Origin of the sequence: Planktothrix tepida PCC 9214 (assembly GCF_900009145.1) — a bacterium.
In the GTDB taxonomy this organism is placed as follows: Bacteria; Cyanobacteriota; Cyanobacteriia; order Cyanobacteriales; family Microcoleaceae; genus Planktothrix; species Planktothrix tepida.
On sequence record NZ_LN889803.1, the window covers coordinates 30,896 to 44,188 of the forward strand.

Here is a 13,293-nt window from a genome sequence, read left to right on the forward strand (position 1 = left end):
GATAGGGTTTGGTTCTTGGAGCTAGTTAAATTTTAGCTTTTACCCAACTCTTATCTCGGTCTATTGTTGCCTGTGTTAACTCAATTGAACTTAATCTCGTTGGAGTTTATATTATTATGATCACTCACAATCCCAAAAGTCCTCTATTTCGATTTGATGGCAATAAAGACTATGCAGATATTCCCTTTAAAAACGAATTAACCCCACCTAATTTAACCGTTGAACTTTGGGTTTTACAAATAGAAAAGTATAAATATTCGGCGGCGACCCTTCCCCTCATCAGCACGACCGAACAACAAGAGTTAGGATATACCCTTGGGGAATATAATGCAGCCACAGGCTTACAGATGATCTTTCAAGTCGATACTTTGACCGAGCGTTATCCACTGTTTGTAAAAACCCCTTTACCCCTCAATGTTTGGACACATTTTGCAGGGACGTATGACCAGAAATCCCAAATTTCCTGTTTCTATATCAATGGCGAACTCCTGCAAACTTATAATTTCGCAAACACGCACTATAATCCACTTAAACCCCAGACCCCTGCAACTTCTAATATATTGCGACTGGGAGCGCTAGTCAAAAAGTCAAAAGATGGGAAAAATCTTGTATTTTGTGAATTCAATGGATATATGGATGAAGTTCGCATTTGGGATGTCGTTCGTACTCAACAGCAAATTCAGGAAACCATCAATCAAGAATTAACCGGAAAAGAACCTAATTTAGTGGGATATTGGCGGTTTAGTAATCTTTCCGATAATAAAGTTCCTGATTTAACCGGGAAAGGTTTAGATGGGATAATTATTAAGAATGACAATCCTGTCACGCCTATACCCAAAACCCAAACTTTTGAGGCTGACCTCTGCTCACAAGCGGGAGTGAACTTTACTAATACTTTTGCTCAGGAAGTTTCATTCAAAATTTCTGCGTCTGGAACCTGGAAACCCGCGAGTTGGGGTGAGTTAACCCCCGGAGGCTGGCCCGGTTTTGAATATCAAAGTCAAATGAAATATCCAAACAATACTTCCTTTGCTTTGTTAGTCGTTGATGTTGAAACTAAAACGGTTTTAGGTGAATTAGGAAGCGAAATTACTTTAGTCTTAAAACCCAGTCAAACGATTACCTTTGTCGTCAATGACGTTCCTATTTCTGAGGGCTATACTGATGGCTATAAAGATAATACGGGAAATATCAGCATCACTTGTACTGCACTCATTCCCTAAAATTAGGTTTCAGGTTTCAACTCTTGACGGTTAACTGTCAATACCCCTCTTCCCCTCCCGAACCTTTCTCTATTTCAGAGAAACTCGCAGCACATCTTCTGGTATATTTTCAATTAAATAACCGTAGGCAGGATGTTGTTGTTCTAGGGTAGCAGGAATAGGAGAAACAGAGGTAAGCAACCAAATTTCATCAAACTTGTTCCATAAATCTTGTAACTCTGGATGAATGGCACTATCTGCAAAAAGATTCATCACAACTCCATAAATTGCCGTTAAATCTGATAACGTTCCTTGAACATAAATTTGCCCCCGAACAACGGCAGCATCTAACGATAACTTCCCCTGAATAATCGCCCTTAAGGTTTCAGCATCACTGCGAAAATCGTACTGTAGGGGCGAGGCTCCTTCCCCCCTCCTAATGGGTTCAATTTCAACTTGTAATGGTTCACCCCCATGGGCCTGCAATTGTAAAGGAATGCCATCAAGTTCAATGAGGGCGGATTTGTCTGAAACCGCTAGAACAAAGTGATCCCAAGTTGACCCTCCCTGAGTGCGAATTTGGCAGACTAATTCCTCTAACCATTCCTTTAATTGTTGCTGACGTTCTCTCACAAAATCAACCATCTTTAGGAGTTAAAAATGAATTTTATTTAAACCGAAATCTAAAACCAACATAGCATAAAAATTAATCCAGTTAAACCCCAGTAATCCCTATTAGCTATTCAAATAGCAACGACTGAGTAAGAACCAATGTTTGATAAAACAATTATTAATGAAGCCTTACAAAATTCCCGTTCTGCTATTGTCAGTAAAATTCAAGAGTTTGTCAATAGCAAACGTCAAGGTACAGGTGCTTATGAGCCTTTATATGATTTATTAACCGACTATCCCTTTCGAGTGGGAAAAATGCTCAGGCCCACAATTTGTATTAGTGTCGCTCGTGCCGTTGGAGGAATAGGACAATCTGCCTTAGCAACGGCTGCCGCCTTAGAACTTTATCATAATGCTTTTTTGATTCATGATGATATTGAAGATGGCTCAGAATCTCGACGGGGAAAAGAAACCTTACATTCTCGAATTGGAATTCCTCGTGCGATTAATGTTGGAGATGCGACTAATGTTTTAGCGGTGGGTTTATTATTAGAAAATTTATCATCTTTGGGAGTTACAAAAACCTTAAATATTCTCCATGAAATTGAAGTGATGGCACAACAATCCGTTGAAGGACAGGCAATGGAGTTAGATTGGGTAGCTGATAATACTTCCAATCTAACAGATCAAGATTATTTTACCATGTGCGTTAAAAAAACCTGTTGGTATTCCTTCATGACCCCTTGCCGGATTGGGTTTATTGTCGGAAATCCTAATGCTAACGCCAGTGCATTAGTCAAACCTTTAGCCGATTTAACTCGATTTGGAATGCTACTAGGAATTGCTTTTCAAATTCAAGATGATCTGTTAAATTTAATTGGAGAAATGGAAGCTTATGGAAAAGAAATTGGGGGAGATATTTATGAGGGAAAACGAACAGTGATGTTAAATCATGTTATTAGTCATAGTAATCCCGGAGAATCCAAAGAAATTCTTAAAATATTAGCAACTCCCAGAGAAGATAAAACTTCCGATCAAATTGAATTTATTTTGAAATTAATGCAAAAGTATGGCAGTATAGATCATGGTTGGTGTTTAGCTCGTTCTTATGCAAAACAATCCGCAGAACTATTTGAAACCTTGGATTTTCTTGAGGCTGAAACCCCCTTACGTTCAGAGGAAAAATTTATTTCCGAATATCATGACCGACGATTTTTAAAAGAATTGATTAATTATGTAATTTATCGCAATTTATAATTCCCTAAAAATAGGATATTATCATAATGAATTTAGATTTAAAACCCACTTCCGATTTCCCGATTTTAATTGAAGGTCAACCTGGATTAACCGTAATTCTGAAGTTATCCTGTTGTAATGAGCGCTCAGAAAATTTATTAATTCGTCCAATTTTAGAAGATGGATTCACCGATAGCCAACAAGTTGTATCCTGTCATTATCAAGTCAATCCAGCCTATCTTTACTTATTGCCAAAAAAAGCGGAAAATCTAATTTTAACCTTCCAAATTCCTAAAACTATTTCTGATCAAAATTCGGTGAAAATCGGGTTAAGATTTCCAGGGATAGAAGCAGAAGCGATTCCAATTCTAATCACTTTGGTATCCCCTCAACCTAGTTCTGAAACCCTATCGCCAGCTAACTCAATTGAAAAGTCTCTCAAAGTGACCTTTCCTTTTTCTGATCAAAATCTTCTACCCTCAACTCATCTTTCCCCTCAAAAAACAAGTATAATAGGGAAATTTACATCAAGATTAACCGATTTAGATACAATCCCTTCTCGTTGGTTAATCGTTGAAATCTTAACCCTTTTAGCAATCATTGGAGATGATTATTCTCAAACAAAACAAGGAAATAAAACCCTTCAAGACCTTGAAAAAACAGTCTTTTTTCAACAAGGTGCAACAGCATTTAATTCGGGAGGTATTCCTCAATGGATACTCATCACTTTATCTACAATTAAAACCTATTTAGGTCAAAAATTGGTATTAGAACTTTGGGAACAGTGGTTATACAGTTTAGGAGCAACCGATTTAGAACATGAAAAAAATCCAGAAACTATTTTAATGTCTCCCCTGTTCCCTTCCCACTGGATTTCTCAACAAAATAACCAAACAGAACGCTGGTTTTCTAATATTATTTTAGGCTTAAAACAAATTAATCCGTCTTTTTCTGATCAATTAGAAACCTTGATTTCTCAAACCTCAAAATCGCCAAAAAAACCTGCGTTTGGGCTGGGTTTATTGCCGTTTATTAACCCGAAAAATAATCAGGAAACCCCCACGATTACACCGGAAAAAAATATCACTTTAATCACAGGATTATCAAGTTTTGATACCTTACCTGCTCGTTGGCTGGTTGTAGAATTGCTTTTGATAATCGCTGCTCAAGGAAATCAGTATTCAACGGAAAAACTGGGGATAGAATTGAGTTCTAAATTGCAACGTACCCGATTTTTCAAAAATGGGATTCTGGCTTTAGCTTCTGCACAATTTCCCCGGTGGTTAATCGTCACCCATCAAGCCACATCAGCCTTTCATACTGATACCGGAGGAACCTTAGAAACCCAAGGATTAGTTTATTTTTGGGAAAAATGGTTATGGAGTTTAAATTCTCAGCCATTGCCTAATCTTGTGAATTATCATACCTTAACAGAAACCTTAATTCAAAAAAATGGCATGGATGTTGAAAAATGGTTCCTTGATCTGATTCTAGGATTGGGTTTAATCTCACCTAGAATTTCAGCATTTATTCAGACTTTAGCCGAGATAGTGCCTATTATTTCCCCAAAACCAGCAATCATTAAAACCTCGCCAGAAGATATTGTTAATTCTAATCTATCTTTACAACGATGACTTTAGATCCTTCACTGATTAACCAGATTGAATCTTTACGGATTCCTTTAGATAATCCAGAATCTCCTTTAGATTGGAAAGATTGGTATCATTATATTCTGATTCATCCTAAAACCGGGATGCGAATTTTAGTGAATATCACCCTTATGGGTAGACCCCAACGGGGAGAAATTCAAGTCAGTTTGATTATTAATAGTCCCAATTCTTTATTACCCCCTTACCTACAAACAAAGGATTTAATAGCGACCTTCGCTACGGCTGTTGCTATTCCTTGGAAAGCTAATTATGTTGGTTCTCAACCCTTAGAAATTCAAGCAAAAGGAGTTCATTTACAAATTCAGGGAGAACAATCAAAAATTCAAGTTCAGGACAAGCGATCGCAACTTTATATTGAGTTTAAAACTCAAGTTAAAGCCACTCCTTTATTAGTGACTGAAGATGCTAAATTTGGTAATGGTTTTATCGGCTGGGGATTAATTCCTGGGTTAGAAGTTTTAGGCAAATTCGACATTGGTGAAACTCAATTTCACTTAAATTCTGATTGGTTGTGTTATCACGATCGCAATTTTGGGCGTTTTCGTTGGGGAGAAGATATCGGTTGGGAATGGTTTGTAATTTTTGCCCAAACTGAAACTAAAATTCCCCTGACCCTAATCTTAGACTGGAGAACAAATAAAACCCATACTCAAGGCGGTTTACCCTATATTTTTATTTATCAAAATCATCAGTTAAGTAAAATCTTTTTAGGGGAAACATTACGCCTAAATTGGCAGTGGTCAACCGTTCCCTATCAACCTTTACGTTTACCCGGAGTTATGGCATCTTTATTTAGCGATCGCGTCTTAAAAATGCCGCAAAGTTTACAAATTGAAGCTGAAGATGAACAGGATCATTTGTTGTTAAATCTTAACTTTGATGCTACCCTAGAACTGATTGTTCCTGATAATCAATCCCGTCAATATACTTTTATTGAAGAACTCTCAGGAACCGTTGAAACCCACCTAAAAATTAACGAAACCCAATTAATAGCTCAAGGATTTGTTTATGCTGAATATGTGCAGTAAACAGGTTTCAGGTTTCAGGTTTTCTGGTCATCAGATAAGTTTCCAGGACATCAACGGCTTTGCAGTTTCCCTGTTCAGTTTGGATATAGCTGCTGACTTCAGCCACACGGGTAGCATAACTTGGATCACCTAATAACACTTTCAGTTCTGCTAAAACCGTAGACGCTTGATAAAGATGGCGGTCTAATGTTCGCCCAACCCCCATTTGTACAACTCGTGTTGCATTGTCGGGTTGATCATAATGATAAGGAATGACTAACATCGGATGCCCGGCTCGTAAGGCTTCCGCCGTTGTTCCCATACCCCCATGATGGACAATAGCCGCGGCGAATGGAAAAATATCGGCATGGGGTGAGTAGTCAATGGCGATGACTCCTGGGGGTAAACCCAAGGCGTTCAATTGGTGTGCCGCTTTTCCCATCATCAAAACAGCCCGATATCCTAACTTTTGGGCTGCTATCATCCCCTGTTCATAAAAATTCCCTGGAGTTAAAACAGCCGTTGACCCCAAGGTAAATACAATCGGAGGTGGCCCAGCGTGCAAAAACTGTTGGAGTTCTGGGGATAACCCCGACTCAGAATTTTGACGGTAAAAGGGAAAACCCGTAATCTGGGTTTGTGGGGGCCAATCAGGTTGGACACTGGCAAAGGTTTGGGAAAATAAACCCAACACCAGAGGTGCAAATTGTCCTTCGAACAAAGGATCAAATCTGGCTTCTAACCCTAATTCTTCTTGTAATTGTTCCAAAGGCGCACTCCAAAGTTGCATATTGCAGCGAAACAGACGCAGCAAAGAATCCCTAGCCACTACCGCCATTGCTTTTTCATAGCGAGATTGAGTGCTTTTTTCCGGGGGGACATCATAGGCAGACATCAAAACACTGGGAGATAAAATTGTAGAAACCCAGGGAATTCCTGTTTTTTCAGCAACTAAAGAGGCGACTAATGTTAAGGGATGGGTTAAGAGTAAATCTGCTCCTTGTACTGCATTAATTAAGTCAGAATAACTGGTGCGTAAATAGGGCATTAATAAATAATTGATAATGTATTCCATCCCCCGTTGGGAGTCCATCATCATCGATAAAAATTCTATCTCTCCGGGTTCTTGGGGCAAACCATTGGGTCTGAGGAGACAAAACTCTATTCCGGCTGTTTCAATGGTTTTTTGATATTGTTCACAGGTAGCAATGCGGGCGGAATACCCTCGATTTTGCAATTCTTGAGCCAGTGCCATATAGGGATATAAATCTCCTAAAGACCCAAAGGTTGCTAAAACAATTGTTTTTCCTGAACCGTTGGAAGTTTGATGTTTTAATCGTCTGTCCATTAGATTACAGTTATAAATATCAGATTTTTAATCGCACTCAGAAGCCGAGTTTCTGAATCATAATCTCTTAGATAACAACTAGAAACCCGGTTTCTCAAGTTTTGAAACTCTTGATTTTAAACGGTACAAATTTGGCTTAACGTTGCCACAAAATTCGGATAGGAAATTCCTGCGGCTTCCGCTCGGTGAATGGTGGTTTTTCCTTGAGCCGTTAAACCCGCAATTGCTAAACTCATGGCAATTCGATGATCCGTATCGCTATCAACTTCTGTTCCCGTTAACGGGAAACCTCCGGTAATTTCTAAGCCGTCGGAACGTTCAGTAATATTCGCCCCCAGTTGACTCATTTGAGTTGCCATCACGGTAATGCGATCGCTTTCTTTTACCCGTAATTCTTCCGCATCTTTAATAATCGTTTTCCCTTCTGCAAACGCCGCAGCCACCGCTAAAATCGGGATTTCATCAATTAATCTAGGAATAATATCCCCGCCAATTTCACAAGCTTTTAACGTACTATATTTAACTCGAATATCCGCCACAGGTTCCCCCGCAACGACCCGTTGATTTTCTAATTGTAAATTCGCCCCCATTTTTTCTAAAGCTTCTAATATTCCCGTGCGAGTCGGGTTGACTCCAACATTTTCTACTACTAATTCTGACCCCGGAACAATTGCCGCCGCCACTAACCAAAACGCCGCGGAACTAATATCCCCCGGAACTACAACGTGCTGACCGTGCAGTTCTGCTGGCCCATTAACAATCACACTAAAAGTATCAGGTTCAACGGTTAAATTAGCCCCAAAAGCCTTTAACATTCGTTCACTATGATCCCGTGAAAGAGCGGGTTCTGTTACCGTCGTTTCTCCTTCGGTCATTAACGCAGCTAATAGAATACAGGATTTTACCTGCGCCGAAGCAATGGGGGAAAAATAATGAATGGGACGTAAAGCTTGACCTTGAACCGCTAAAGGCGCATAAGACCCCCCTTGACGACCCCAAATATTAGCTCCCATCTGTTGTAAGGGTTTCGTGACACGGGACATGGGACGACGGACTAAGGAACTATCCCCGGTAACAGTAAAAAATTTTCCAGGGTGGGAAGCGAGAATTCCTAACATTAACCGTAGGGTTGTACCGGAATTTCCGGCATCTAAAACTTCAGTGGGTTCTTGAAGATTACCCAGTCCAATGCCTTTGACTTCTACCCGTTCTGAATTTAACTCCGAAATTTCCGCCCCTAAACAAGTAAAACATTGGGCGGTACTACGGGGGTCTGCCCCTAACAATAAGCCTTCAATGGTGGTGACACCTTTTGCTAACGCTCCTAACATTAAGGCTCGATGGGAGATGGACTTATCCCCAGGAATGCGAATTCGTCCTTGTAACGATAAGCCCGATTTTGGGGGTTGTATTGTTAATATTTGCTCAGTTTCTGTATTTTCAGTTGTTACGATAGTCCCTTGCATTTTATGATTTGAGATAAGGTAAGGATTGCCTTAGTTATCCTACCGCTTTCTCGACTCTAACCCAATTAGAAACATCGAGAATTTTATCCTATATGAGATGACTTATGTTAACACACTATCGTGTGCCCGTGAGTCTGTCGTTAGTATCGATAGACTTGCCTATTCGTTCTTTAGTGGAAGGATCGGCAACCCTGTATCAAAAGGATCGAGATCAGTTCCATTTATTGTTACATGAACCTGCATTAGTGGAATGGGAGTCTGATTCTTTTCCCCCAGAGAGGATTATTCCTGCCCAGAAACCCCGTCTATTATGGTTAGAGGTTTCTCCCTATCGGGCGGTGATGACCATGCAGGGTCAGGGAAAATACAGTTATCGTCACCTCTGGCAACAGGGGATGTATGGCTTAAGTCGATATTATCTGCAAACGGATTTACAGGCAATGGCAAGTCAACTCCGTCTGCGGAATTTTACCCGTCAATTAGAATTAGTCGGACATCCTCTACCGGAATATATGCGTTTAGAATACGAACTTTGGTCAGAAAATGTTCAAATGGGTCGTTATGTTTTAAGTTTAGAAATTCATCATTAGGGGGTTTCGGGTTTCGGTGTTCAGGTTTCGGCTGCTGGGGGAAGAGTCCCCTGTAGAGACGCGCCATGGCACGTCTCTACGTGGGTTTTTGTTTTCCGTCAGCTAAAGTTGGTCAAATTTATTGATTTTTGTTAGTCTATTAATTTTTCTACAGCTATTAACTGGTTTTCAACTTTGCTCAACAATTCTTGGCTGTCATTGATTGCAAATTCAAGTTTATCTTTGAGCTCTTTCAAAGGTTCTTCTGATAATTTTTTGGATTCGAGGATTTGCTGCAAAATCGTTGATATTTGATCGATATAATCACTGTAAGAAACATTATTTTCATTTGTAATATATTCTTTAGATAATTGGTTTTTAATATACTGTTTCATTTCAGATTTCCTATCTTCAAAATTATCTTTCATTAACTTAGTAGCTTCTTGAATATACTGTTGCACATCAATGGAATATTTTTCTTGAACAATTGGAATGTTCAATCTCAATAAATTTAGAGGTGAAACAAAAGTATTATGCAATTGACCCCAAATAGAAATTTGTGGCTTAATACCCATGTTTATATTAGACATTCCATCAGGGATTTCATCAGAAGAAAAACCTGGCAATTGCCACTCATCGGTCAGATCCAAATTAAGTGAAAAATTAGTTTGTATTCTTGTACGAACTCGTATTACAGACTCTTGTATTTTTGGTAAATATTTGTTAATCAGTTTAGATAATTCCTCCTCAGTCATTGAAATGTACTCATTAATTTTTTCCTCTTTCTCTGATAGAAGCTTTTCAAAATATTCTTCTGTACACTTTTTTATTCTTTGAGAATATTTATTAGATTCATTCTGACTTGTACACTCTAAAATTTTAGGGTTAATACCAAGAGCCGATATCTTTTTCTCTAAATCGCTAGAGCGAATATTAGGAGCCCAATTTTTGAGTACAACAGAATCCAAGTAATCATTTAAATACTTCAACGGTTCATTGAGTTTTTCTTCTAAAACCTTTTCATTAGTTTCAATCAGGTCTTTTTCGCTTTTAACAAATTTAATATCGTCTTGAATTTGGTTAAAATCTCTATTGAAACCACTCTGCCAACATATCAGATCATTATTGAGATTCTTTAAACGATTTTCACTCCGCTTAAGTGAACTTTTAAGAGAAAGAGGAGCGCTCTTAACTAAAAGTACATTAATGGTATTTTCCAAAAAATCACTGAACCTTGATTTACCCCAGAGCTTTATAGCTTTTTTTTGAAGTGTATCAATTGTTGTATCCTCTAGTTCTTCTTTCCAGTCCATCCCAAAAACTTCTGCCGCTAAAGGTTCAGCCGTTTTTAGTTCAGATATTTTTAGTTCAGATATTGCTTCAGGAGAATATTGTTTAATTTCTTGAATAAAATTAGTAGCACAAAAAGCCCTTCTTCCTGAAACTTCAAAAATTTTATTATTTCTGTTGTTAGAAGAATTTAGATTAAAGCTGGCTATAATTGACTCTCGCAATTGTTCAGAAGTTATTGTGTCATCAGGTTTACGTTGATCGATTTTATTCACTAAAATGTATAGATTATCTTCACCAATAACCTCTACAATCTCTTTAATCTCAGTTCTGATCTGGTTATCAACTTCAGTATTAAAAACTGTATAATCTAAGACAACTAAAACAACTGAACTTTGATTGAGTTGTTTTCTAATCAGTTCCTTTCTAATGTTTTCTTGTGTTTCTCCTATATTGTTTTCTCTGGAATTTGGCCCAGGTGTATCAATGATGACTAAATTACCGAGCCTTTTTGTTATGTTAATTTTTTCATCTTGTATAAAAGGTGTTTCGATACGAGGTAGATCCTTAATTTTACTCCAGATCTGATTAATGCTAGAATCTAATTTGCTACAAAGCCTAACAAAATCATTGATTTCTGTTAGAGATCGTTTAATCTCCTCATATCCTGTAATCTGCTCTAAAAAAGTGAGTTCTCTTTCTTTAACTTTTTCAGCCAAACTTTGTAGGAGTGGATAATCAGCAATTTTATCTAAAGTATCATCCCATCCTAAAAATTCTATTTTATTTCGCAATTTTTCCATTGCAGTATTAAATAAAGATAAAGTACCTTCACTAATCGTTAAAACGGGTTCTGTTAATTCTGCTTTAAACACTATTTCTGTCGGATAAGCTGTCATATCAAGAGTACGACTAGGGAGTAACTCTCTCCCAATCATGGCATTGACTAGAGTAGACTTACCAGCACTGGTTGGCGCAACAATCACAACTCTCAGTTCAAAATTTCTTATGCTTGGAAGTGCCTCATTGATTTGATTCTGAAATTGAATATATTTTTTCTTTTCGCTCTCTATCGTAAATAAATCGCTGGCACTTCCCATTAACTTGCCTGCCTCTTGCAGTGTTTTTACTACATTCTTCTGTAAATCTTGTATAGACGCTGTGAGAGATTGAGCTTCCATATAGTTCCCCTTAATTCGCTTGTTGTCTGGCAAAGAATAGGTTGCTTATCTGTTGTTAGTGCCCCTTAAGCTGGTACTAATATAAGTTTTTTCCATTCCTAACTATACTACAACTCGCTCAAAATTACAATAAAAATAATACTATAGGAAAACCAGAACTCTATCTTTGTTGTGGGAGCGTCCCGGCTCCCTACAATATACAGTTTAAATGTAAAACAGCTTACCTGAGTTGGAAAACCCAACCCCTACAGGATTTTTTTACACATCCTACACGGATTTTTATAGATAATTTAGCACTTAAAAACTACAAAAGGATGGTATTCCTGTGTTTTTATAGATATCATAAGATCTAAAATAGATCTGATAATAATAGTGATTGCTCCTAATTAACACCCGAAGAAAGACAAAGCCTAGAAAACAAGAATGGATCGGTTGAATGAGGGCTTGATTCAGTAGGCTAGACGGATGAAGCGATCAGATTCTCCGCTTATTAATTCTCTAGTTAAAGCTTAATTTGCCAGAAAAATAACGGACTCAACTTCTGAGTATTGGGGATGATCCGATATAATAACTTTCAAGTTTTTTCATCTACTTCTGCCAGGGAATTATTCAGTGTGAGTTGGAGTCCCGACAGCCAAACCATCGCTTCTGGGAGTGATGACAACACTATCAAGTTGTGGTCTTTTGATTTAGATCAATTCATGGTATCGGCTTGTGAGTGGATGAAGGATTATCTGGAGAATAGTTCAAGTGTCAGTGAAAAGGACAGATGTTTGTGTGAGGGGGTGAGAGTGAATCCGCAACCGTGAGAAATTAAGTGATAGTCAGTCTCAATCCGTTGTCTAAATGTATTAAAATCCAATTCATCGTTAGATAAAGTTTTAAGTTTAATCAATCAGGAGAATTTCAAAATGATCGGAGGAACACAAGGGGCGGTGATGGAATCTATTGCACCCCCTAATCTGATGTTACAGGTGTCGGGAGTCAATGTTTATTATGGGGAAAGCCATATTTTACGCGATGTGGATTTAAGCGTTGCACCTGGAGAAATGGTGTGTTTAATTGGACGGAATGGTGTGGGCAAAACCACCCTTTTAAAAAGTATTATGGGGTTACTCAAACCTAAAACAGGGGAGATTTATTTTCAAGGGAAACCCCTGAATAAAGTTTCAACGGATAAACGGGCTAGATTAGGCATTGGTTATGTTCCCCAAGGGCGGGAAGTGATTCCCCGTGTTACGGTGAAAGAAAATCTATTATTAGGGTTAGAAGCATTACCCGAAGGACGAAAAGGAAAACCCGAAATACCTGAAGAAATTTTTGAGTTATTTCCCGTTTTAAAAACCATGTTATCTCGGATGGGAGGAGATTTAAGCGGCGGACAACAACAACAGTTAGCCATCGCAAGGGCGTTAATGGGAAGACCTCAATTATTGGTTTTAGATGAACCCACTGAAGGGATTCAACCCTCGATTATTTTCGAAATTGAAGCCGCAGTTCGACATATTATCGAAACAACGGGAATTTCGGTTTTATTAGTGGAACAACATTTACATTTTGTCCGCCAAGCTGACCGTTATTATGCCATGCAAAAAGGGGGAATTGTTGCTTCGGGTGCTACAAAAGATTTAAGTCAAGAAGTGATTCAACAATTTTTAGCCGTGTAAATGTTGACTCTATAGATAGTCATAATGCCCTGAACTAAAGTTCGG

At 38.3% G+C, this 13,293-nt stretch carries 11 protein-coding genes; 7 read left to right on the plus strand and 4 right to left on the minus strand.

From position 1 onward, the window contains the following. Positions 1-116: 116 nt before the first annotated feature. Positions 117-1,223 carry a LamG domain-containing protein gene (locus PL9214_RS17895; RefSeq protein ID WP_072720138.1) on the plus strand — a complete coding sequence of 369 codons (1,107 nt, stop codon included), beginning with the start codon at positions 117-119 and terminating at the stop codon, positions 1,221-1,223. 69 nt (positions 1,224-1,292) lie between these two features. Here PL9214_RS17895 and PL9214_RS17900 read toward each other — a convergent pair whose 3' ends face one another. Next, positions 1,293-1,847 carry a hypothetical protein gene (locus PL9214_RS17900; protein WP_072720139.1) on the minus strand — a complete coding sequence of 185 codons (555 nt, stop codon included), beginning with the start codon at positions 1,845-1,847 and terminating at the stop codon, positions 1,293-1,295. A gap of 126 nt (positions 1,848-1,973) precedes the next feature. Between PL9214_RS17900 and PL9214_RS17905 the strand changes: the two genes are divergently transcribed. The 3 genes from PL9214_RS17905 to PL9214_RS17915 are packed head-to-tail and all read left to right on the plus strand — an operon-like array spanning position 1,974 to position 5,748. Next, positions 1,974-3,071, plus strand: a complete 1,098-nt coding sequence (locus tag PL9214_RS17905; RefSeq protein WP_083580075.1) for a polyprenyl synthetase family protein — start codon at positions 1,974-1,976, stop codon at positions 3,069-3,071. A gap of 26 nt (positions 3,072-3,097) precedes the next feature. Next, the gene (locus PL9214_RS17910; protein ID WP_072720140.1) at positions 3,098-4,684 is read left to right on the plus strand and encodes a hypothetical protein; all 1,587 of its coding nucleotides are present in this window, start codon (positions 3,098-3,100) and stop codon (positions 4,682-4,684) included. After that, the gene (locus PL9214_RS17915) at positions 4,681-5,748 is read left to right on the plus strand and encodes a hypothetical protein (RefSeq protein WP_072720141.1); all 1,068 of its coding nucleotides are present in this window, start codon (positions 4,681-4,683) and stop codon (positions 5,746-5,748) included. Before PL9214_RS17910 ends, PL9214_RS17915 begins: the two co-directional genes overlap by 4 nt. 7 nt (positions 5,749-5,755) lie before the next feature. Here the strand turns inward: PL9214_RS17915 and PL9214_RS17920 are convergent, their stop codons facing one another. Together PL9214_RS17920 and aroA are read right to left on the minus strand one after the other, a co-directional pair. Continuing rightward, on the minus strand, positions 5,756-7,075 hold the full coding sequence (locus tag PL9214_RS17920) for a glycosyltransferase (RefSeq protein WP_072720142.1): 1,320 nt from the start codon (positions 7,073-7,075) through the stop codon (positions 5,756-5,758). Positions 7,076-7,191: 116 nt separating this feature from the next. Then, positions 7,192-8,541 carry a 3-phosphoshikimate 1-carboxyvinyltransferase gene (gene aroA, locus PL9214_RS17925; protein WP_072720143.1) on the minus strand — a complete coding sequence of 450 codons (1,350 nt, stop codon included), beginning with the start codon at positions 8,539-8,541 and terminating at the stop codon, positions 7,192-7,194. A gap of 104 nt (positions 8,542-8,645) precedes the next feature. Between aroA and PL9214_RS17930 the strand changes: the two genes are divergently transcribed. Further along, complete coding sequence (locus PL9214_RS17930; RefSeq protein ID WP_072720144.1) at positions 8,646-9,131, plus strand: hypothetical protein; 486 nt, start codon at positions 8,646-8,648, stop codon at positions 9,129-9,131. 131 nt (positions 9,132-9,262) lie between these two features. Here the strand turns inward: PL9214_RS17930 and PL9214_RS17935 are convergent, their stop codons facing one another. Further along, positions 9,263-11,581 (minus strand): dynamin family protein, encoded by a 2,319-nt coding sequence (locus PL9214_RS17935; protein ID WP_072720145.1) that lies wholly within the window; start codon positions 11,579-11,581, stop codon positions 9,263-9,265. A gap of 554 nt (positions 11,582-12,135) precedes the next feature. On the opposite strand from PL9214_RS17935, the gene PL9214_RS33085 reads away from it, so the two are divergent. Together PL9214_RS33085 and urtE are read left to right on the plus strand one after the other, a co-directional pair. Then, on the plus strand, positions 12,136-12,390 hold the full coding sequence (locus PL9214_RS33085; RefSeq protein WP_072720146.1) for a WD40 repeat domain-containing protein: 255 nt from the start codon (positions 12,136-12,138) through the stop codon (positions 12,388-12,390). A 156-nt stretch (positions 12,391-12,546) separates the two neighbouring features. Further along, on the plus strand, positions 12,547-13,248 hold the full coding sequence (gene urtE / locus PL9214_RS17945) for an urea ABC transporter ATP-binding subunit UrtE (RefSeq protein WP_072720449.1): 702 nt from the start codon (positions 12,547-12,549) through the stop codon (positions 13,246-13,248). Positions 13,249-13,293: the final 45 nt, after the last annotated feature.